The sequence below is a fragment of the Glaciimonas sp. Gout2 genome, assembly GCF_035018905.1.
In the GTDB taxonomy this organism is placed as follows: Bacteria; Pseudomonadota; Gammaproteobacteria; order Burkholderiales; family Burkholderiaceae_D; genus Glaciimonas.
The window spans coordinates 1-22,966 of sequence record NZ_JASJXA010000033.1; the positions used below are offsets into that span (position 1 = coordinate 1).

Consider the following 22,966-nt stretch of genomic DNA (forward strand, 5'->3'; position numbering starts at 1 on the left):
CTAATAAGTCGATTTGTCCTAAATCGATTAATCCAAGATTAATAGTAATTTTTTCACTTTCACTGATTTTCGGCTTTAACACTAATACGCTCATAATACCTCCGCATGACATCCATATGCCATCTATATGGATGGTATTTTAGGTCGTAAACGATGTTTGTCAAGTTAAAGGCGCATCCTTGAGCATAATTTTATTTAATCTATGCACGTTTTTTGGATTAGTTCGACCTCGATTTAACAGGAACATCCAGGCCTTTACTTCACTGCCAAAATGGAGAAACGATTAGCTGGCCTGAAATCAGCAACTAAAACGACAATAGAGCGCGATAAGTCATTTGGAGGAAGGGAGGAGCGCAGCGTGCGTCAATCGTTGAAGCATGACGTTGACGAAAGCCCCGATGCTGTGGGATGTTTAATCCGGGGCATAAATATTGTATGCGGTGCGTACGTTAAGGAACGTGCGCCAAAGTACGTAATTGAATTATCTGCGTGGTTTCGGCATCATCGCTAAAATCGAAATCGGCCGCGTTGGCGGCCGAGATATTACTTGTTTCAGTTACTCAGTTACTGATCGGTCGTTAACCGTGATGCAATATTAAGCAGTTTTTTTTGCAGCTTGGGACAACTGGGTCGTTGCTTTGGCAACATTCGCTTCAACTGTTTCCACTGCTTGCTTAGTGGTTTTAGAGAGTTGTTCGTAACCAGCATTTGCATTGCTGACGACCGATTTCAACATGGCGACAGCATTTTCAGAACCGGCTGGTGCGCTTTTGGCGACTTCTTCAACCAATGCAGTCACTTTGCTTTTTGATTCAGCAATTTGCGCTTCAGCAGCTTGCGTGAGGTCAGCTTTGACGCTTGAAGCGATTTCGGTCAAATGGCTGCTGTATGACGCGGCTTTTTCAGCGTTCAGTTTAGCTTGTGAAGCGATCAAAGCGAAAAATGCTTGTGGATCTTTTGCTGACAATAATTGTTTTGTCGCAATGCTTGATTCTTCTGCATACGCTTTAGCAGCTGCGATATTCAGTGCAATTGCTTTTTCGCTGCTTTCCATGATCTTGCTTACGAGTGCACTAGAAGTGGCAAACTGGGATTCAAAGGCGGCTTTGGTTGCAGATGAGAATTTATCTAGATTCGAAAACATAAGAACTCCTGATGGGTCAATAATGAGGTTATGCAGGTATCCGAGTAAATGGTGCACTGCAACAATTCATATTTTACCCGAAGAATAAAGGATGTCCAGCTTTTTTTTAAAACTTTTTATGAGATAAATCAATACCTGAGAAATCAGTTTTTATGAGGCAATAACCCTTGCTTGGCGTTAATGTCCCTCGATCAGCTTAAGCGCTGTTGGCCGCCGAATCGAATATGCATGTCCCGACCGTGAGCTAGTCAGGTATCTGACGACTTCGGGTTTGGCGAAGGGCGGGTGACAATCGGTTCGTTGCGCTTGGTGAGACGGACGCGGTAGAAGCTAGTCAACAAGTTGTAGCCGGGCAAGTAACGGACTTCCCCCCCCGGGCAGCTAGTTCTCTCCCAAGTCACATTTGTGCATTTGATAACGCAAAGTCAATACACAATCTATACCTCGCAATATACAAACAATTATGACAAATACACAAGGCCTGTGTAAGCTGCATTAATTGCAGTTAATGCAACAATAAGCTCAAGAAATGGGGAATAGTTTTCATGCCACGCAACCTTCTGACGAGAAAAGCGCTCCAATTACTTAAATAGCTTATAGGTTGAATTTCAACGTGAATGTTTATACGTATGACACACCAAAAAATGACGTAACCATATTAAGGAATATGATGGTGTTACATCAATCCCGCAATCCGGAGCCGATGGTCTATACAGCTTTAGGGACCTTCTTCACCGGCTTATTAGCGCTTGTTCTAGTTGGCGATCAGGTTGAGGCTACATTTGATGCCGGGCGCTTGGCAATTTTTGGACTCGGTATCGGTGCCGTACTAGCCACTGCAATATGTCTGACTCTCAAGAGGACTTTTTTTCATATTCTTGGCAATGGTACAAGGTTAGCGATTATTGGTTTGATGTGGCAAGGAGTTGTGCTGGTCACCTGTGCTTTCGCTTTTTATTCAAACTATCTCATGGCCGACGAACCGGTTCGACTTGAGCAAATGCCCGTGTTAAGTAAGCAAGACGGCAAAGGAGCGACGCAGCATTGGTACGCTTTGTCAGTGAAAGTAGCGGGAAATAATGAACGTATTTATGTGTGTCATGACATTTGGAAAAATATAAATACCAGTCAGCATATATATAGTGCGCCGGTATGGATGGGGTTATGGGGATTTCGTTTTACGTCGACGTCTCATTGCAATTGATATCTCGTCGTTTGCTTGGATTGATTAGGCAGCGAGCTGACCTGTCGATACTTTCTGGAGTGCACCCGGATAGCCCAATTTAGCGGTTTGCATCATTTAAACGCCTACTTTTGTAAGACTTTAGAAATTAAGGGTACCAGAATCGTCTCCCGGTTCAACCGCGTGAAATGGTCATTCCAATCTGTTCTTTGTGTTTGTCACGGCCATCTTGTGTGCGTCGTGACGACACCATGGCTGACGCATGTGAGAGCGGCCGTCTTCGATAGCTAAGCAAATAAGATTGCTGACATTAAATTGCCGTAATTCAGCATGGCGCGATGTTTGCTAGTTGTTATCGAAGTACACGGCATCGCGTTCGCAACAAGGAAGCTTTATTAATTGCTTTTCCTGTTGGACCCGCCATTTCGATGACTCAACCTGATTTACCTAAATCTATAATAGGAGACACCATGCATTTGTCCACAATCGCCCTTGCCGTTCTTAGTGCGTCCATCATTGGTTTAAATCCCGGCAGTGCCATGGCGCAATTTACGGGTGACAGCGTCAAAATAGGTGTCATTGTTGATAAAACCGGTGTCTACTCCGGGATTGGAGGCCCAGGAGGGGTCGCCGCGGTAAAAATGGCAATTGATGATTTCGGCGGCAAGGTATCCGGCAAACCGATTGAAATGGTTTCAGCGGACTACCAGAATAAAGTAGACATCGCCGTTGCACGCGCATCGGAATGGGTCGATCGCGATCATGTTGATATGATCATCGAGTCGACCGACTCTTCTGCCGCTATTGCATTGCAAAAATTGGGGGCAATTAAAAAGAAAGTGATGTTATTTGCCGGATCGGCGTCAACTGTGCTGACCAATCAGGAGTGTTCCCCATATGGCGTCCACTATGTATATGACACATACGCGCTGGCAACCGGTACGGGCCGCGCTATCGTAGAGTCAGGCGGCGATACCTGGTTTTTCCTGACTGCTGATTACGCGTTCGGAAAATCGATGGAAAAAGATACGAGTCAGGTCGTTAATGAAATGGGAGGGAGAGTCTTAGGCTCGATTAAGCATCCACTTAACGCCTCAGATTTTTCTTCGTTCTTGCTACAAGCTCAGGCTTCGAAAGCCAAGATTATCGGTTTTGCTAATGCTGGCAGAGATACGCAGAACGCGGTACGTGGTGCCGTTGAATTTGGCTTGACTAAGGGTGGCCAAAAGCTGGCAACCCTGTTAATTTTTGACACAGACCTGAAAGGCATGGGCCTGCCTCTCGCGCAAGGACTGTTGTTTACCACGGGTTTCTACTGGGATATGAATAATGAAACCCGTGCATGGTCTAAGCGTTTTTACGCACTGCAACAAAAGATGCCGACGATGGTTCAAGCCGGTATGTATTCCGCGACGATGCATTATTTGAACGCGGTTCAGGCGGCAGGTACTGACAATGCGGAAGTAGTGATGAAAAAAATGAAGGCCACCGAAATCAATGATTTTTTTGCGAAGAAAGGCCGGATTCGCGAAGATGGTCTGATGGTGCATGACATGTATCTGGCAGAAGCCAAAAAACCGTTGGAATCCAAGTCTGACTGGGATCTCATGAAAATAGTAAAAACTATTCCAGGCGATCAGGCATATCAGCCGATGAGTGAAGGATCTTGCGCACTGGTGAAAAAGTAATTGTTGTAGCCCTGGAAAAATAATTGCCAGGTTTTGGATGAGGTCCTCCCAAGGAGGGCTGGCTAAATGAATGTCCCGGATCAGCATGACTGCTGATCCGGGATAAACGTGACCGACCTGAGGTGCGTGTCGGATTGATCGGCCAGGTTAGGTTGGGTAAGTCATTAGCTGCACCGTTTGTTAAATTCAAGTAAGCTCCAGCAGCTCTGACCATTTTCGCGTTCGCTAAAATCACGTTTCATACTTTGCATCGAGTTAGCTTAAAACTGCTGTCCTGACCTTCGGCTTCAATTCTTTGTTCGCCTCCGTGGTAAGAAAATGCAACGTCACTGCCACCACTATGCGCTGCCTGTTTGCTGCTTAGCATCCTCAGCTATCCATCGTGAACAATTAAACACCTCGCAGACTGGTAAAAATAGCCTGGCGCAACCCTGGTGCAATGCGTCGCTCCACGCAATTCCTCCCCCGCTAAGATTCCCTTCGTTCACTTGGCTGCGACCTCACGATGGACATTGCACCCGGGCCTTATTCGCCAGGCCCTGCCAGCCATACCGCGAAGCGCTCATTTGAACCGATGGACAACAAACTTTCGGAACAGCGTTGTTGACCAAAATGTCAAGCGAGACAAAGCGGTCAACGGTGACTTTTATGGCCTGCGCCACTTCGTCGTAATGGGGCACGTCGGCTTTGCTCGACACTGTCTTTTATTACGCAGTATAGATATGTTCTGAGAACAGTCGCAAGGAGTGCGACTCAATTTGATAGATGCTTTTTTACACCGTGCCGATATCGAAGTGTCTTCAGTACGCACTGCTGTGTTTTCCAAATGAACAAAATTGCGCGGTGGCATGCGGGGGGAAGTCAGATTAAAGAACATCGGATAAACAATGACAGGGAGCGGGGTTATCCGTTTTCCCTGGCACGTGGTTTGCATAAAGGTCATATGGCACAATTAAGTGCCATGCAAGGATCCCAGCAATGAATACCCGTAATAAGTCGCTGGTGAGCACGACAATGGAAGGTTCGGTGCCGATACAGACACGAGTGGCTGAACGGCCGAAGCCTCACTACAGTCAAGACGAGATTTGAAACTGGAGCTTAATGTGGTCAATGCAGTAGTTAAACAAGCACCAAATCAAGCGGCAAAAGAAGCCGTAAAAGAAATTCAACATATCGGGATCATCGGTGCCGGTGCCATGGGGCGTGGCATCGCACAGGTATGCGCATCGGCTGGTTGCCAGGTCAGGTTATTTGACAGTGTGGAGGAAGCCGTAGCGCGTGCCATCGCGTTTGTGCGCGAAGACCTGGGACAGGCAGTAGCGAAAGGTAAAATTTCCGAATCCGATGCGGCTGCCGCACTTAGTCGTATTTTGCCCGCCCATGATGTGAAGGAACTGGGCGATTGCGAGCTGATAGTGGAAGCTATCCTAGAGAATCTTGACGCTAAGCAGAGCTTGATGCGGGAGCTGGAAGCGGTGGTCAGGCCGGAGTGCATCCTTGCTACCAATACGTCTTCACTTAGCGTGACGGCGATCGCGGCAGCTTGCGCGTTGCCCCAGAGGGTTGTCGGTTGGCATTTTTTCAATCCCGTGACCCGCATGAAGTTGGTAGAGGTGATACAAGCGCCGCGTACTAAGCCTGAAGCGGTGCAAGCGTTGGTAACGCTTTCGCTGCGCGTGGGCCATCGCGCTATTGTTACCTCTGATTCACCCGGATTCGTAGTCAATCATGCGGGGCGCGCGTTTGTCACGGAAGGACTGAAACTGTTAGCTGAGCGCGCCGCCGAACATCCGGTTATCGATACCATCTTGCGCATGTGCGCGGGTTTTCGAATGGGACCGTTCGAGTTGCTGGATCTCACCGGTCTGGACGTTTCGGTTCCCGTGATGGAGTCTATCCATAGCCAATACTATGGCGATGACCGGTACCGTCCGGTGACACTCGCTCGCACCCGGTTGCTGGCCGGTCTCTTAGGTCGAAAAAGCGGTCAGGGTTTCTATAGTTATCAAGAAAAAAATATCACACCGCAATTAGTATCGCAACAAACCGCGGCGGCGGCCACAGTCGCTGTCTGGTGGCCGGAGAACAGTCCTGTCACGCCACCGGATTCGCTTCTTGCATTGCTTCAATCTGTTAGTCGAGTGCACGATGCGAGCGAGGCCGACGTCATTCTGCTGGCACCATTAGGCCGCGATCTTTCTACAACCGTTGCGGACTTGCAACTTGATCCGTCTAAAGCAGTCGCAATCGATCCGCTTTTTAGTGGAAAAACCGGGGTCACACTGATGGTTAGCCCGGGTACCGCTGCGGCTACTGTCGACGCGGCCCGTACCATTTTCGCCGCACAATTGATTCCGACGTTTGTAATTGCAGATTCACCAGGTTATGTTGCGCCGCGCGTTATCGCCTGTATCGTCAATCTTGCGTGCGAGATGGCGCAGCAAGGGGTTGCATCGCCTGCTGATATTGACGTCGCTGTGCGCCTCGGTCTGGGCTATCCGGCCGGGCCATTCGAGTGGGGTGATCGCTTGGGTGCAAAACACATACTGGAAATCCTTCAGGGATTGCATGCCACATTCGGCGATCAGCGCTACCGCCCATCACCATGGCTCGTGCGGCGTGCGCGCTTATCACTGTCGCTGACCGCGCCAGACCGCGTGGGCTGAACATCTCGCTCCCTGACATCGCATCCTTTGTGCTTTAGTTCATGCGCCGGCGAAGACAGGCTGTCCTTACCGCAGAATAGTCGCATTTTGGGCGCAAGATGCTGGAATGGGTGTGAAGTTAAATTGGAAGTAATGTTTGAGTTTGATTATTAACGCAGGGACAGACATTAACGCAGAGACAGGCTTGAGCAGTTGTAAATTGCAAACTATGTACCATGAGTCTGGTGTAATTAGCCGCTATATCTCTCACTCAGATTGTCCATTGAAAGGACGCGACGGCATCGCGGTGTCCGCATGACATGCACTTAATCATTCATGCTTGCAGAAAACCCTTTTTTTAGGCCAATAAAGCTAAATAGTGGATTTCATTACCTGGCTGAGTTGCGGGGTGGTCGGTTCGGCATGATCGTCCAGATCCATTTCGAACTCAAGCCGCATGGACCGGGGTTTGTGCGTCTTGCGGACAGTCGACTGTATGACGAGTATTTGGCGCGGACAGTAAAGCGGAAAAACACATGTTTGCGATTTGTCCGCAGCTTTCAAAAATGGATTTGCTACGCGTAGCCTGACGACCGTTTGACGAATAGTCGGGCATGCAATTTGCTGTTAGCCTAAGCATGACAACGTAAAAACGATCCACCGCATGCCAGCACTGCCGCCGGAACAGCCTGAATCAGAAGTGCCGGCGCAAGTGGGAATGAGCATAGCGAAATAAACTTAGCGAAAATCAATGCGTTGCGCAGTGCAGGTGACATCTGACCATTCAATTCAAGTCTTAAATAAAAGGAAATAACGTGGAATTTCAGGAAATTACTTACGAAGAAGACGGTCCAGTCGGAACCATGACCCTGAACCGCCCCCATGACGGCAATATGTTTACGCCGCTGATGTGCGATGAAATTCGTGATTGTATCAACGCCATCCGGCGCGAGACCCGGACCCGGGTCATCGTGCTGACGGGCGCCGGAGATAAATTTTTTTGCACCGGCGGTAAGAAGGAAGGTATGGAAGACACCCAGCTGTATGCCGGTATGTTACCCACATTGGATATGTATGAAAGTATTGACCGGCTGCAAAAACCGGTGATCGCTTGTGTCAACGGCTATGCGGTCGGCGGCGGTAACGTGCTGCAGATGGTATGTGACATGACGATTGCTAAGGAAAGCGCCGTGTTCCGCCAGGTGGGGCCGATGGTCGGCAGTTTTGATGCCGGTTATGGCACCTGGTATCTTGAAGATCTGGTCGGTAAGAAGCGGGCTAAAGAAATCTGGTTTCGTAATCCGAAGATGACAGCGCAGGAAGCGCTGTCGATCGGACTGATCAATAAAGTAGTCCCGGATGCGATGCTAAAGAAAGAGACCCGCAAGATGGCGCTGGAAATCGCCGATCGCGGCGCATTTGCACTGGCTTCTATCAAGGCTGCGTTCAATGCCCGCCATGGTGGCGTGAGCGGTCTTGCGCGCATGGCGCATGACTTGTTGCTCCCAGGCTATCTGGACAGCGAAGAACATGCCGAACTGGCGTCTGCATTTGCGGAGCGGCGCAGCCCTGACGCGTCCAAATTTGGCCAATGATTCCTTGCAAAGAAAGCTGTCATGCAGAATGTTTTAACATTACATAATCCGCAGCAGGCGCGCGAGTATTACATGGCAGGGATCTGGCAGGGTGAAACTCTGTACAGCCTGGCCGAAAACCATGCAAGTACGCGTCCGGGTTCATGGGCGCTGCGTGATACCGAGATCCGTCTGACCTGGCGTGAACTGGTGGATTGGGCCGACAGCGTGGCGCAAGGTCTGGCTGAGGCCGGTTTGCACGGCGGCGACCGGGTCGCTGTCTGGCTGCCCAGCCGGGTCGAGTCAGTCGTCGTCTTTCTTGCCTGTTCACGCAACGGTTATGTGTGCGTGCCGTCGCTGCATCAGAATCATACCGTGGAGGAGATCGCGGTCCTGCTTGAGCGGGTGCAATGTCGGGCATTGTTCGCGATGCCAGGTTATGGTGCTGATGCATCGGAGAATTCAATTTTTACGCGTGCATTAACGATGCCGTCGATAAAAACTGTCTTCTCGGTATTACCATCTCATGGCGTGAAATGGATGCTGCCTGAGAAAAGCCGGTCCTTTCCGAAGCCTAATGCGGCATCGGTTTCATCACCTCCCGACTTGAATCCCGACAAGGTCGCGTATCTGGCATTTACGTCAGGTACTACCGGCATGCCGAAGGGCGTAATGCACAGCGATAATACGCTGCTTGCTAATGGTCGAGCGCTTGCCAGTGACTGGCATCAGGGACCGGACACAGTCATCTTGTCGCTCAGTCCGGTCAGTCACCATATCGCTACGGTTGCGTGCGAGCAGATGCTGGTGACCGGTTGCGAATTGGTGCTGCATTATGCGGGAACGGGTAAGTCGGTATTGGACTGGATTATTGAGACCGGTGCCACTTACGTGATGGGCGTCCCGACGCATGCGATCGATTTGCTGGCTGCGCTGCAGCAGCAAGGCTTACAGCATCTGGGAAAAGTAAAGACCTTTTATATGGCGGGGACCTTGATCCCGCGCAAAATTGCCGAGCAATTTTTGACGCTTGGGGTGGTGCCACAGAATATTTACGGAATGACAGAAAATGGATCGCATCAATATCCATTGCCTGCGGATGAAATTGATACGCTGGTGGCTTCCTGCGGTCGCGCCTGCCGTGGCTATGAGGTGCGTCTGTGGAATCAGGAAAATCCGGATATCGAAGCTGAGCCAGGACAGATCGGCGAAATCGGCGGACGCGGTGGCTTGCTGATGCTCGGTTATTTCAATAATCAGGAAGCGACCGAAAATTCATTTAATGCCAGTGGATGGTTTCTCAGCGGTGACCTCGGTCAATTCGAAAAAAACGGCGGCTTGCGTCTAGTCGGTCGGAAGAAGGATTTGATCATACGCGGTGGTCACAATATTTATCCGGTCAATATCGAAGAGTTGGCGCAGCGGCATCCGGGCGTTCTGAAGGTAGCGGTGTATCCGGTGTCGCACGAACGTTTGGGCGAGCAGGTTTGTCTTGCCGTTATCCCGCGTGATGGTGTCGCACTGCGTGCCGATGAGGTCTTGAAATATCTCCTCGATTCAGGGCTTTCCAAGTATGACTTGCCTGAGCATTTCATTGAAATGGACGCCTTTCCGATGACGACGAGCGGTAAGGTACTCAAGCGTGAACTAATCGAACTGACGCGTGCCGGTAAATTGGTCCCGCAAGCAGTGAGAGAAATTGCAAGCGCCGGTCAGCCTTTAGCCGGTAAGTCTTTAATCAGTGAAGGAAAAACGGCATGACTATTCAATTAACCTATCAGGAATCATGTGCGATTTTGCAGATAGATCGGCCGCAAGTCTTGAACGCACTGAGTTTCGACGTGCTGCGCCAGATTAGCGCGGCGATCGATCAGGTCGCGGCATCCGATGCGCGTGCATTAGTGATTGTCGGTAGCGGTGAAAAAGCCTTTTGCGCTGGCGCCGATATTAAAGAATTGCAAGGTCGCGGCCTGCTGGCGCAAAAGCAAGGTGCAGAGCTAGGCCAAAGCGTGATGGCCAAACTGGATCGGCTGCCGATTCCATCGATTGCCGTTATTCATGGCTATGCGTTTGGTGGTGGATTGGAGTTGGCAATGGCGTGTACTTTTCGGGTTGCAACGCCAAAGGCAAAGATGGGATTGCCGGAAATTAAGCTCGGGCTGATCCCGGGTTATGGCGGCACTCAGCGCCTTCCACGTTTAGTCGGCGAAGCCAAAGCGCTTGAAATCATCCTGTCTGGCAAGACCATAGACGCGGTCGAAGCAGAGCGCATTGGCTTAGTCAATCTGGTGGTTGAAGCGGCTGACCCGATTACGATCGGTTGTACTTACGCGCAGCAATTTATCGGCTTTAGCCGCTGTGCGCTGTTGTTTGCCCGGGAGGCTATTCAGCGCGCATTAGCGTTGCCGCTGATCGACGGTTTGCGCATCGAATCGGACTTATCAACGCTGGCCTTTCAAACCGCCGACGCACGTGAAGGCATGCAGGCCTTCGTTGAAAAGCGGACTCCTCATTTCAAGGATGAATAAGCCATGAAACAGTCTTGTATTATCGTAACCGGTGCCAGTCGTGGAATCGGTGCGGCAATTGCCGAAAGTCTGGCGGAGGCTGGCTTCATGGTTGGTTGCCTCTCACGCTCAGGCGACCTTCCGCATCGGCCCGATGCTTCGGAGCAAGCACGCCAACGTTGGTTGAGTGCCGCTTGCGATGTGACCAATGCTAGCCAGGTGCGAGCGGCCATCGCAGACATTCAGTCTCGGTGCAGCGTCCCGATAGCCGGGCTCGTGAATAATGCCGGCATCCATATGGAAGGCAAGTCAGCGTCGCTTCCATTGGAGGAATTTGACAAAGTAATGCAAACCAATGCCAACTCGGTAGTGATAGGCAGTCAGAGTGTGTTTCCGTATTTGCGCGAGCAGGGCGGACTGATTGTCAATATAGGTTCATTTTTTGACAAAATGGGCGTTAAGCGCAACCTCGCTTATTGCGCCTCCAAGGCCGCAGTCGGCGCGATCACGCGCTGCCTGGCAGTCGAATGGGCCTCCGTTGGTGTGCGGGTACTAAACGTCGCCCCCGGCTATATCGTTACCGACCTTAACCGCGCATCTATGTCGGAAGGTCCGCTGCGCACATTTCTTGAAAAACGCATTCCAAACGGGGCGCCCGGCACAGCTGATGACGTAGGCGCACTGGTCGCCCTCTTGTTTGCCATGCCTGGCGGATTTATGTCCGGTGAGACAATTTATATTGACGGCGCGCAAGGCGTCGCACACTAAAAGAAGGACGCGCTATGAATGTGCTGGAAAGATTAGATAATCGCTTACCTCTGAGCGAAGATGAAAAAATGATTCTCGATAGTGTGCAAGCACTGGCACGTAAGGAGATTGCTTCAAGAGCAGCGGAAGTCGATGAAAGTGGAGAGTTTCCTTGGGATAATGTCCACGCCATCAACCAGCTTGGTCTCAACGCGATGTTCGTTCCGGAAGAATATGGTGGCGCACCGCTGTCGTTCACCTGCTATCTGGCATGCGTACGGGAAATTTCCAAGGCGTGTGCTTCCACTGGCATCATCTGGGCCACTAATTTTCATGCGATCAAGCCATTAATCGAGTTCGGCAATCACGAACAGAAATCGCAGTTTCTGCCAAAGATTGCAGAAGGAGCGCTGGCCGCTCTTGCCATCACCGAATCATCGGCGGGCTCGGACGCGACTGGTATGAAAACCTCGTTCCGTCCGGATGGCGACAACATCGTCATCAACGGTAGCAAAATTTTCATTACTAATGGTGACGTTGCTGACCAGTATCTGCTGTTCGGAAAATGGAGCGAAATTGACGATCCAAAGGCAGCGATCTCAGTGTTGATCCTTGAAAAGGGCACGCCAGGGTTAAGCGTGACCGGTACAGAGAATAAGATGGGCACACGTGGCTCCAGTACTGCTTCGCTGGCTTTTGATAACTGCCGTGTGCCGCGCGCCAATCTTCTTCAAAATCCTGGCGATGGTCTGAAAATACTATTTGGCTCGCTAAATCGTTCTCGCCCTAGTGTTGCGGCGCATGCGCTGGGTATCGCGCGCGCGGCTTTCGAGGATGCGGTGGCTTACATCAACGAGCGCAAGCAGTCCGGCAAAAAAATTATCGAGTTTCAGGGGATTCAATTTTTACTTGCCGACCTCGCTGCAGAGCTGGTGATGTGTGAATCCTGGTTGTGGCGTGTAGCAGCAATGGTCGATTCCGGAGAAAAAGATTTTGGTACCGAGGCATCGATATTAAAGATGCGCGCCAGCGATGCAGCGATGCGCATCGCCACCGAGGCCGTACAGCTATTGGGCGGCTATGGTTATTGCAAGGATTATCGCGTTGAGCGGCTCATGCGTGACGCTAAAATCACCCAGATTTGGGAAGGTACCAATCAGGTACACCGTCAACTCATTGGCCGTAGCTTTCTTTTGAAATAGGAACAAACATGACAGTAATTAAAACCGTCGGCGTAGTCGGCAGCGGCACCATGGGAACCGGCATCGCGATTGTAGCCGCTCGCGCAGGCTTTCGTGTCAAGGTGCTCGATACCAGACAGGAAGCATTGGAGCAGTCGCGTCAGCAGACGCTCGCCTTTCTAGAAAAATCAGTGCAACGCAAGAAGCTGGAACCGGTTCAACTGGAACAGATCATGCAGAACTGGTCTGGCAGCACTGATGCAGCAGGTATGGCGGATTGCGATATTATTATCGAAGCAGTATTTGAGGACCTGGCTGTCAAGCATCAATTGTTTCAGCGATTGCATGCGGTTTGCCCGCCGCACACCATCTTTGCTTCGAATACGTCGACCATCTCGATTACCGAGATCGCAGGCGGTTGTGGCCGTGATGATCGCTTTGTAGGGATGCATTTTTGCCTTCCTGCACAATTGATGAAGCTGGTGGAGATGTCAGCTGGCATGAACACCAGCGAAGAGACATTTGCTGCAGCCTGGGAGTTTAGTAAGGCCATGGGGCAAAAGCCTGTACGGACTCAGGACACGCCCGGCTTCATCCTGAATTATTTTTTAATTCCATATCACAACGATGCTATCCGTTTAGTTGAGCAGGGCGTGGCCGAGGCGGCCGATATTGATCTGGCTATCAAGACCGCGCTGGGCTATCCGATGGGACCAATGGAGTTGCTTGATCTAGTGGGTCTTGATACGCAACGGCTGTTATGTGAGGCGATGTACGGGTTGACCAACGAACCGCGGGCAGCCTGTCCGCCGCTGGTCAAACGCATGATCGCTGCTGGCCGACTTGGCAAAAAATCCGGTAAGGGCTTCCTCAACTATACCAATACTAAAATGTTCGGAGCTTGAGATGGAAACACCTATGCAGACACCTTATTGTATTATTTCATCCGGCATCAGCCGCTCGTTTCCGGTCGACCATTCATTCATTGCGCAAGCTGATAGCGATGCTATCGCGACAGTCTATCTGGGCGCTCAGGCCGGGGCCGCCTACCGGTCTTCGCCAACAGTAACTGACGCTGTATTTATCGCTATTGAACTCGATATCGAATGTCTCGGTGTGCATGTCGATACAAATGCTCCTGCCGTTCGGACTAACGTGGTTGGTATTGCGCGTTTTCGTCTGGGCGATGCTGAACCTAGTAATCTGATTGAACTGGTGCGTCTGCCACAAACATCGCCGGTCGCACTGGCGGCCGCAAAGGGGGCACTCGAAGCAGCCGGATTGGTCGTCGCAGTGTGTGGGGACTTTCCCGGCAGAATCGTCAACCGTCTTGTGCGGCCTTATTACAACGCGGCGCTGCGTCGACTTGATGAGCAATTGGCAAGCGCCGAGGACATGGATATGACGCTAAGGTTGGGTCTCGGTTATCCGGAGGGTCCGATTGCGCTACTCAAGCGTACTGGTCTGGCCGATCATTGCCGGGTCAGCGAGCAGCTTTACCAGGCATTGCGCCAGGAACCCTATGCACCGGCGCGTGCAGCACAGATGGCAATGGCGCATAGTCAGGGAGACTGAATATGGGACAGCCTCACCACCAGCCCCTGCATGGTATCACCGTCCTCGATTTCAGCACTCTGTTACCTGGTCCTATGGCGACGCTGCTGCTAGCTGAGGCGGGTGCTGAAGTCATCAAGATCGAGCGCCCTGGCAACGGCGATGAGATGCGCAGTTACACACCCAAATTTGGGAATGATAGCGTCAATTTTGCTCTCCTTAACCGAGCGAAGAAATCGATTGCGATTGACCTCAAATCAGTGACGGAACGCGCACGTCTGGAAGAACTGGTGCGCAGCGCCGACATCATCGTTGAGCAGTTTCGTCCAGGTGTCATGCAACGTCTGGGCCTCGATTATGAAACTGTTTCGCGCATCAATCCGAAGATTATCTATTGCTCTATCACTGGTTACGGCCAGTCCGGTCCTAAAGCACAGATCGCCGCACATGATCTGAACTACGTTGCCGATAGCGGCATGCTGGCGCTGTCGACCGGTGCGGACGGCGCGCCGGTATTGCCGGCAGCGCTAGTGGCTGACATTGCCGGTGGAGCTTATCCGGCAGTGATGAATATTTTGCTGGCGTTGCAAGCGCGCGCGCAGAGCGGTCTCGGATGTCATCTCGATATTGCCATGGCCGACAATTTATTTACCTTTATGTACTGGGGACTTGGTAACGGCTTCAGCGCTGGTGAATGGCCGAAGCGCGGCAAGGAACTGGTGACAGGTGGCTCGGCGCGTTATCAGGTCTACCGGACCAGCGACAATCGTTATCTTGCGGCGGCACCGCTTGAGGATAAATTTTGGACTAATTTTACTGAAATCATCGGGATACCACAGGAGGAACTTGCCGCCGATGATCAGCAAGCTATAGCAAGGGTGGCCGCTGCCATCGCCCAACATTCAGCAGATTACTGGTTAGAGAAATTTAAGGGCAGGGAAGTATGTGTGGGATTAGTAGCCGATCTGGAGGATGCGGTCGCCGATCCACATTTTATCGGACGCGGGCTATTCACGCAGACGCTGGATAGCGGCAAGGGCGATTCAATCCCAGCGCTGCCAGTACCGATATGCAATGTATTTCGACAAACCCAGGCGGCGGGTGCACCTGAGCTGGGACAGAGTAATACAGCGTTAATCGGAGAGCTTTAATAATAAAGCGGTCGTCATCATTATATTTTGAGAGCGCGTGTTAAGCGTAAGCGGCCAGTCGAATGGGTGCGCAGTGGGTAATGATTTTCGCCTTAATAACTCAGTTGCACTAACACCTCCGTATAAGTCGCCCGAGCGGACTACATTCGTCAGGTAAATGTAAAACAGCTTCTACGGATTTACCTGACGCAATTTAGCCAAAATTTATCCAAATCAACTTGCCTGACTGTTGAATAGCGCATCGAATTATTTCAGTGTTTATAAGGGAGTGAACGCGACGTAAACAATCACTTTGTGATGTCGCACATTGGATGATGCAGTGCGGGATACATCGAATGAGGAAATGACCATTGCGCCGTCAAAATTCTAGGCAGATTTTTGTCACCCACCACAAACGCGACGATTTCGTCACCGGTCACGTTAATCTGCTTAGTGTTCGTAGTAATTACATTTGTTCAGTGAAAGGCGGTCGCTCCCGGCGGCAAGGGCAACTAAAATAGAAGTATAATATTTGAAATGAAAATACCAGACATAAGCCCCGCAGGCGTGACGCCGAGTTCCCTGCGCGGCGTACTAATTTTGGGTGCTGATGGAAAAGAACTGGCTGCAGGCGGTATCGCCGCCGAGGGCGAAATGGCCGCTCGTATCGTCCGTGGATGGCATGATGCACGTCGCAATCAGCAACACCTGTTTTCTATAGAGGGCCCGGATGATACTGATGTCGTTGTGATCGTTCTTCCGACTCCTGACGCGACGGTGCTGGTAGCGATGCAGCGCGAGGGTCGTGACGCATTGTTTGAACTGGTCGCCTCCATCGACTTTGGAGGCGACATCCTCGCCCATCTGCTTACGAATCCGTTTGAAGCCCTTACCGTGGTCGACCGGGAAGGTGTGCTGCGCTACATGAACCCGGTGCATGAGCGGTTTTTTGGTCTTAAGGCGGGCAGCGCTGCAGGGCGTCACGTGACCGATGTTATTGAGAATACAAGGCTGCATCACGTCGCCGCAACAGGCAAGGCCGAAATCGGGTTAATTCAGGAAATGCGTGGCGTGGCCCGTGTGGTGACGCGCAATCCGATACGCAACAGCCGGGGAGAAATGGTCGGGGCTATCGGACAGATCATGTTTAAGGGCCCGGAACAACTGCGGGCATTATCGGGTGAACTGGCAAAGGTCAAGTCTGAAGCAGCCTTTTACCGTCGTGAGTTAAGCGATCTGAAGAACCGCAGCTACGGGCTGGATCAGATGGTCGGCGAAAGCCCGGCTATGCAGCGTCTCAAGCAGCAGATCGTGAAAGTCGCACCGATGGATGTCGCTATCCTTTTTACCGGGGAAAGCGGCACCGGCAAGGAACTCGCTGCGCATGCCATCCACAAGCTGAGCTCCCGACGCGATGCCACGATGGTGATGGTCAACGCAGCCGCGCTGCCAGCCACACTGGTCGAGAGCGAACTGTTCGGCTATGAGGCGGGCTCGTTTACGGGTGCAGAGCGCAAAGGCAGAAAAGGTAAGATCGAGCAAGCTGATAACGGCACCTTATTTTTCGACGAGGTGGGCGATATGCCTTCCGAAGTTCAGGTAAAGTTGCTACGCGTTTTGCAGGACGGTTCGTTTCAACGGGTCGGTGGGAACGAGTCGCATCACTCGAACTTTCGGCTGGTCACGGCCAGCAATCGTAACTTCGAGGCGATGATCGCCGATGGTACTTTCCGGTTGGATCTTTTTTACCGTATCGGTGCTGTCACGATTCGGCTTCCGTCATTACGGGAGAGACTTGAAGACATTCCTTTGCTGGCTGAAATGGCGCTTAACCAGTTTACCGAGCGGCACGGACAACGTCCGAAGACACTCTCAGATCAGGCACTGGTATTTTTGAAAGGTCAGCGCTGGCCTGGTAACGTACGCCAGCTGATACATATGGTAGAGCGTGCGGCAATATTTACCGAGTCCGATGTGATCGAGCCTGCCGATTTCGGTCACATTGATTCAGATGCTTCCGAAGTGTCGCAGGCAGCACCTTCAGATACGTTCGAGGATAAAATTGCGCGCGAACCAAAGGCAGACCCGGCAGAGCCCATGCGCGTCAGCCGCGCTGTCGAACAAGTGGAAGAACAACTCATTCGTCAGGCATTGGCGCGCTGCCGTGGTAACAAAAAACAGGTTGCTACTGAACTCGGCATCTCACGCTCCTATCTTTACAAGCGCCTGGCGCAAATGCATGTCCCGGAGTCGGAAGGCTAAACTTATCCCGGGTAGCGATCACCCTCTATCACACGGTTGTGATCGACCCGGAATCTGCTTTACGCCGCTTTATAATAATGCTTCGTAATACCGCCTATAAGTATTCCTTAGCCAAAGCCAGTTCCCCAATTTGATCAACGGTCCCGCTGCGCGAACTTCGCCGTCGTGGATTCCGTAGGCACGGTCGACCAGCCCATCTGTCAGAAACGTTGGGATCGCCCGAAGGTGATACATGCCAGTGACACAACCCAAAGATATAAAACGTGTCTCCACAACGCAATTTCTTATGTCTGCAACGAGGGCAATAGTCCTTCGTTTGTCTTCGGTAAAGACACCCAAACGCTTATTTTGCGATCAGGTCCGGCCCACTCAGGACCGGCTATCGCCAGTCTCCCTTAGCGTGAGACACTAACCATGGTATGGCACAGAGTTTGCTCAAGGAATTTAAGTATCCATGCCTGAGTGAGCAACATAATGTCCACACTACAAAAACAATTACCCATGAATGATCTGCCTTTGAAGTCGACACCAGCGCTTGATCTGCTGGCCGGAGTGAAAGTTCTCGACCTCACCTCATCGGTTGCCGGCCCTTATGCTGGCCAGTTGCTTGCCGATATGGGCGCTACCGTCGTCAAGGTGGAAAAGCCAGGGAAAGGTGATGATGCACGCGCCTGGGGACCTCCTTTTCTACATGGGGAATCACTCTGGTTTATGAGCGTTAATCGGGGCAAACATAGCATTACCCTGGATTTCAGCGTACCGGAAGGACGGGACATTCTGCGCAAACTGGTGGCCGAATGCGACGTCATTCTAATTAATCTGGTCGCGCGGGTACAGCACAAACTAGGTGTGGATGCAGTATCGCTACGCTTGTTGAACCCGGGCCTGATCCATGTTTCAGTGACAGGTTTTGGTCTCCACGGAGCACGTGCGGATATGCCTTGTTATGACCTGATCGCGGAAGGATATTCCGGCGTCATGGATCTCACCGGCGAGCCGGATAGTGCCCCGCAAAAGGTGGGTACTCCCGCAGCGGATTTGCTAGCAGGGCATGATGCTGCAATGGCCGTACTGGCCGCATTGCTGCGTCGCGAGCGGAATGGTGCAGGTTGCGAAATTGACATATCGATGGTGGAAAGCATGTCACGCTTCATAGCGCCGAGGCTGATGCCTTACCTCGGATCTGGCAAACTTACCCGCAGATCTGGCGGCCGCGATAGTGTCATCGCGATCTATCAGGTGTTCGATACGGCCGATGAACCCATCACGCTAGGCTTAGGCAACGACGCGATCTGGAAGCGTTTCTGGGAAGCGGTGGAGAGGCCCGAGGTGGCCCTCCTTCCGGAGTTTGCAAGCAATGCAATGCGTTGTGCGCGGCGCGGAGAAATCGTCGAACTGATAGCAGGGATACTGCTAAGCAAGCCTCGTGCGCAATGGTTAGATTTGCTCACGCGTGCCCGCGTTCCGGCCGGACCACTCAATACGGTAGGCGACGTTGCCAGCGATCCCGCGCTACGCGAGTCGGGTTTCATCTACCAAACTGAAGGAGAAGACGGCCCCATTCCTCAAGTGGGTCTGGGAATCCGATTTGACGGACATTCGGAAGGCACGCAGATGCCGCCGCCCAGACTTGGGGCGCATACTGACCTAATCCTGCGTTCCTGGCTCAATAGCGATAGTACAGAGCTGGAACACCTGCGTACAAAAGGCATTATCTGAGGGGGTGATTTTATGTCGTTCGAGGGCGCCAGCTTTATCCAGGAGACGCCGATCCGCCCACGCATGCTTAAAAAGCCGTCGGTTAGATCAGCGTTAGACTTGTTTTCAGGCGGCGCAATAAGGACCAGTGACATGGACCGGCCTCTCTAGTCGGCTCCTCTATTTATCAGGCACGGTACGCCTGATCCAACGCATTTCAGATACTGAAGAACGACATTTTCGGAGAATACCAGCATGTCACATCTTCTTACCTTGCATGATCCGGCCGCTGCCAGGGAGAACTACCTCGCAGGCGTATGGCAGACGGATACCTTGTATTCTCTGGCGAGCCGCAATGCGACGGAGTGTGGCAACGCTTACGCGCTGCGTGACAGCACGCGCCGGTTGACCTGGCGCGTGCTGGTCGCCTGGGTGGATGCCGTGGCAGCTAATTTGTATGACAGTGGATTGCGACGCGGTGATCGAGTCTCGATCTGGCTACCAAACCGGGTGGAAACAGTAGTCGTGCTGCTGGCCTGTTCGCGCAACGGGTATATTTGCAATCCCTCATTACACCAGAACTACACCGTGGCAGAGATCGTCACGTTGCTGACAAGAATCGAAAGCCGGGCCCTTTTCGCGCAACCCGGATGGGGAGCAGACGCTGCAACCTCGGATATTTTCGCGCAGGCCATCGCACTAAGCGGGATGAAACGGGTCTATGCATTACCGCCGCTACTTGCACCCGATACCGATATGCCACCTGGCGCGTACCACATGCCCTTAACTGGACAACCGTCTCGTATTCCGCTGCCGCTACCGAGTACCCACCCTGATCAGATTGTGTACCTCGCATTTACCAGTGGCACCACCGGAATGCCCAAGGCGGTCATGCACAGCGACAACACTCTGTTGGCTAACGGTCGTGCATTGGTGGCTGACTGGGGACCAACTCATAAGACCATTGTGCTGACCTTAAGTCCGATGAGTCACCACGTCGCCATCGTTGCACTGGAGCAAGCGCTGGTGACGGGATGTGAGCTGGTCATGTACGATCCCCTAGCCGGGATCGCGCCACTCGACTGGATCGAACTCACCCGGACTACCTATGTAATGGGAGTACCGACCCACGCGATCGATTTGTTGCAGGAAGTTGAGCGGCGCGGCGTTACCCGCATTGGCGACGTCGAGGTGTTTTACATGGCAGGATCAAACATCCCGAATAAAACCGCAAGCCGGCTACTATCGCTCGGCGCTAAGCCTCAAAACGTCTATGGCATGACCGAAAACGGCTCGCATCAGTACACCAAACCGACCGACTCTTTTGGCGTAATAACCGGTACTTGCGGCAAAGCGTGTTCCGGCTACGAAATTCGATTATGGCAACCTGACGATCCGGATTTAGAAGCAGTACCTGGTGATATCGGTGAAATTGGCGGCCGCGGAGGCGTTCTGATGTTAGGCTACTTCAGCAATCAGTCGGCAACCGAATCCTCCTTCAATAGCAGCGGCTGGTTCATGAGCGGAGACCTCGGACGCTTCGACAACGAGGGCAATCTGGAAATCATCGGGCGCAAGAAAGACATCATCATACGCGGCGGCTACAATATTTATCCATCCCACATTGAGGATTTTGCGCTTCGGCACGAGAGCGTGAAGAAGGCTGTCGCATTCGGCGTAGCAGATTCCCGACTAGGCGAAAAGGTCTGCCTCGCCATCATCGCTAATGAAAGAGCTCCTGCGGCCGAGGAGATACTGCTGCACCTCGCAGAACAAGGTTTATCCAAGTATGAAATGCCGGAATACTTCATGGTGGTGGAAGAGTTTCCAATGACCCCAAGCGGGAAAATCCTCAAACGTGAATTGACGCAATGGGTGCAAAGCGGTCGTGTGCAACCACAAGCTGTGCGTTACCACGCTCCCTGACCAGGGACAGACTTGTGGTTCCTTAGCAGTCGCCGTGAATTGGTGGTTTGGGAAGCACAAGCTGGCAAGAATTGGGCACGAAAATTAAATTAGACGTGGTTTTATTGATTCTTGGGGATACTTTTGTGCATTACAGGCGTTGATCATAGCTTCGCTGCCCAGTAAAAATATCTGAAACAAAGTTGTACCCAGATTTTGCTGACAGAAGAATTTCAAGGCATCGATACACGGTCGCCATTTTGTACCCTAATTTTTATTCTAGAGCCCTAAAAGACGAAAAGGCCAATCGCAAGATTGGCCTAAGTCTTTGATTCTATTGGTCGGGACGGAGTGATTCGAACACTCGACCCCTTGGACCCCATCCAAGTACGCTACCAGGCTGCGCTACGCCCCGACTAGCCTGTTATTATATCAGGGCAGGGGCAATTTAATCCACGTGGATTATTAAAGTCTCAACTAAATTGCGACGTAGCGTTGTCTTCAATCATCGAATGAAGTTGCCGTCGTCAAGTTAACCTAATTATCTTATGCCAATAAAAATCAGCCAGCATTTTGATGGTGGCGCCATCGTAGTTTTGCGGGCGGAACAGCCTCAACATATTGAGTTGAATATTCGCAGTGACTCGCATGCGGATTTTTGTCAGTGGTTTTATTTTCGATTGCAAGGGGCGCGTGGTGAGGCTTGTGATATTAGCCTGATGAATGCTGGACAGGCTACTTATACTAACGGCTGGAAGGATTATCAGGCGGTTGCCAGTTACGATCGTGAGGCCTGGTTTCGTGTGCCGACCACTTTTGATGGACAGGTTCTTAACATATCGCATACGCCTGAGCACGATAGCGTGTATTACGCTTATTTTGAGCCTTATACATGGGAACGTCATTTGGGATTGTTGGGGCGGGCAGGGCGCTCATCCTTGGTAACGGTTGAAGATTTAGGTTCTACGGTAGACGGTCGCGATTTGAATATGCTAGTGATCGGGAATCCATCTGCGGCGAAAAAAGTATGGGTGATTGCGCGTCAGCATCCAGGTGAAACGATGGCTGAATGGTTTGTTGAAGGGCTGGTTGATGCGTTGCTGGATGGCGCTAATCCCATCGCTACACGGGTTTTGCAGGAGGCGGTATTTTACATCGTCCCGAATATGAATCCGGATGGTTCGGTACGTGGTAATTTGCGGACTAATGCCGCTGGCGCTAACTTGAATCGTGAATGGATGACACCTTCTATTGAGAATAGTCCGGAAGTGTTTTTAGTCAAAAATAAGATTCACGAAATTGGTTGTGATTTGTTTTTAGATGTTCATGGTGATGAGGCATTGCCGTACATCTTTGTTGCGGGTTCTGAGATGCTGGAAGGATTTACGGCAGAACAGGCGATGGAGCAAATTAAATTCATCGCGAACTTTGAAAGTGCTAGCCCGGATTTTCAGAGCAAATATGGCTATGGTGCGGGTAAGTACAATGCCGAGATGTTGGCGCTTGCTTCAAAATATGTTGGCCATACATTTAAATGTTTGTCGTTGACGCTGGAGTTGCCATTTAAGGATAATGCGAATTTGCCCGACGTTACAAATGGTTGGAACGGTGCGCGGAGTGCACGACTTGGCGCCGCAAGTTTACAACCGATTTTGAAGGCGTTTGCTTAAAAAAATTGTCGGCAGATGTAAAAAATGCCGCGTACGTTTTATCGTCGCGGCATTTTTTTTGCAATCGATCTTGTGTCG

General features: G+C 51.4%; 17 protein-coding genes, 1 tRNA gene and 1 pseudogene. 15 read left to right on the plus strand and 4 right to left on the minus strand.

Going from position 1 to position 22,966, the window contains the following annotated elements:
* Both QN379_RS23730 and phaP read right to left on the minus strand, forming a co-directional pair.
* A pseudogene (locus tag QN379_RS23730) lies at window positions 1–94 on the minus strand (CopG family transcriptional regulator); the annotation flags it as partial.
* A 501-nt stretch (window positions 95–595) separates the two neighbouring features.
* Entirely contained in the window at window positions 596–1,201 is a 606-nt protein-coding gene (gene phaP, locus QN379_RS18310; protein ID WP_322238836.1) for a TIGR01841 family phasin, read from the minus strand.
* A 616-nt stretch (window positions 1,202–1,817) separates the two neighbouring features.
* Here phaP and QN379_RS18315 point away from each other — a divergent pair.
* The gene (locus QN379_RS18315) at window positions 1,818–2,348 is read left to right on the plus strand and encodes a hypothetical protein (RefSeq protein WP_323507274.1); all 531 of its coding nucleotides are present in this window, start codon (window positions 1,818–1,820) and stop codon (window positions 2,346–2,348) included.
* Window positions 2,349–2,797: 449 nt separating this feature from the next.
* Window positions 2,798–4,015, plus strand: a complete 1,218-nt coding sequence (locus QN379_RS18320) for an ABC transporter substrate-binding protein (RefSeq protein ID WP_322238832.1) — start codon at window positions 2,798–2,800, stop codon at window positions 4,013–4,015.
* Window positions 4,016–4,515: 500 nt separating this feature from the next.
* On the opposite strand, the gene QN379_RS18325 is transcribed toward QN379_RS18320, so the two are convergent.
* A complete protein-coding gene (locus QN379_RS18325; RefSeq protein WP_323507275.1) occupies window positions 4,516–4,713 on the minus strand; it encodes a hypothetical protein in 198 nt (65 codons plus the stop codon).
* 405 nt (window positions 4,714–5,118) lie between these two features.
* On the opposite strand from QN379_RS18325, the gene QN379_RS18330 reads away from it, so the two are divergent.
* The 12 genes from QN379_RS18330 to QN379_RS18385 all read left to right on the plus strand — a co-directional run bounded on the left by QN379_RS18330 (window position 5,119) and on the right by QN379_RS18385 (window position 21,239).
* A complete protein-coding gene (locus QN379_RS18330; protein WP_416186830.1) occupies window positions 5,119–6,681 on the plus strand; it encodes a 3-hydroxyacyl-CoA dehydrogenase in 1,563 nt (520 codons plus the stop codon).
* A 794-nt stretch (window positions 6,682–7,475) separates the two neighbouring features.
* Window positions 7,476–8,255 carry an enoyl-CoA hydratase-related protein gene (locus QN379_RS18335; RefSeq protein ID WP_322238828.1) on the plus strand — a complete coding sequence of 260 codons (780 nt, stop codon included), beginning with the start codon at window positions 7,476–7,478 and terminating at the stop codon, window positions 8,253–8,255.
* Window positions 8,256–8,276: 21 nt separating this feature from the next.
* A complete protein-coding gene (locus tag QN379_RS18340; RefSeq protein ID WP_322238827.1) occupies window positions 8,277–9,995 on the plus strand; it encodes a class I adenylate-forming enzyme family protein in 1,719 nt (572 codons plus the stop codon).
* On the plus strand, window positions 9,992–10,762 hold the full coding sequence (locus QN379_RS18345) for an enoyl-CoA hydratase/isomerase family protein (protein WP_322238825.1): 771 nt from the start codon (window positions 9,992–9,994) through the stop codon (window positions 10,760–10,762). The genes QN379_RS18340 and QN379_RS18345 overlap by 4 nt, the downstream gene beginning before the upstream one ends.
* Window positions 10,763–10,765: 3 nt before the next feature.
* Window positions 10,766–11,509, plus strand: a complete 744-nt coding sequence (locus QN379_RS18350) for an SDR family oxidoreductase (RefSeq protein WP_322238823.1) — start codon at window positions 10,766–10,768, stop codon at window positions 11,507–11,509.
* 14 nt (window positions 11,510–11,523) lie between these two features.
* Entirely contained in the window at window positions 11,524–12,690 is a 1,167-nt protein-coding gene (locus QN379_RS18355) for an acyl-CoA dehydrogenase family protein (protein ID WP_322238821.1), read from the plus strand.
* 8 nt (window positions 12,691–12,698) lie between these two features.
* Window positions 12,699–13,574: a 3-hydroxyacyl-CoA dehydrogenase family protein gene (locus QN379_RS18360; protein ID WP_322238819.1), complete on the plus strand. Its 876-nt coding sequence runs from the start codon at window positions 12,699–12,701 to the stop codon at window positions 13,572–13,574.
* Between the two features lies 1 nt (window position 13,575).
* Window positions 13,576–14,244, plus strand: a complete 669-nt coding sequence (locus QN379_RS18365) for a 3-hydroxyacyl-CoA dehydrogenase family protein (protein WP_322238817.1) — start codon at window positions 13,576–13,578, stop codon at window positions 14,242–14,244.
* A gap of 2 nt (window positions 14,245–14,246) precedes the next feature.
* On the plus strand, window positions 14,247–15,374 hold the full coding sequence (locus tag QN379_RS18370) for a CaiB/BaiF CoA-transferase family protein (protein WP_322238816.1): 1,128 nt from the start codon (window positions 14,247–14,249) through the stop codon (window positions 15,372–15,374).
* Window positions 15,375–15,890: 516 nt separating this feature from the next.
* On the plus strand, window positions 15,891–17,615 hold the full coding sequence (locus QN379_RS18375; protein ID WP_322238814.1) for a sigma-54 interaction domain-containing protein: 1,725 nt from the start codon (window positions 15,891–15,893) through the stop codon (window positions 17,613–17,615).
* Between the two features lie 474 nt (window positions 17,616–18,089).
* Window positions 18,090–19,334 (plus strand): CoA transferase, encoded by a 1,245-nt coding sequence (locus tag QN379_RS18380; protein ID WP_322238811.1) that lies wholly within the window; start codon window positions 18,090–18,092, stop codon window positions 19,332–19,334.
* Window positions 19,335–19,568: 234 nt separating this feature from the next.
* A complete protein-coding gene (locus QN379_RS18385) occupies window positions 19,569–21,239 on the plus strand; it encodes a class I adenylate-forming enzyme family protein (RefSeq protein ID WP_322238809.1) in 1,671 nt (556 codons plus the stop codon).
* Between the two features lie 317 nt (window positions 21,240–21,556).
* Here QN379_RS18385 and QN379_RS18390 read toward each other — a convergent pair.
* Window positions 21,557–21,633 (minus strand) — tRNA-Pro (locus tag QN379_RS18390).
* Between the two features lie 133 nt (window positions 21,634–21,766).
* Here QN379_RS18390 and QN379_RS18395 point away from each other — a divergent pair.
* The gene (locus tag QN379_RS18395) at window positions 21,767–22,888 is read left to right on the plus strand and encodes a M14-type cytosolic carboxypeptidase (RefSeq protein ID WP_322238807.1); all 1,122 of its coding nucleotides are present in this window, start codon (window positions 21,767–21,769) and stop codon (window positions 22,886–22,888) included.
* Window positions 22,889–22,966: the final 78 nt, after the last annotated feature.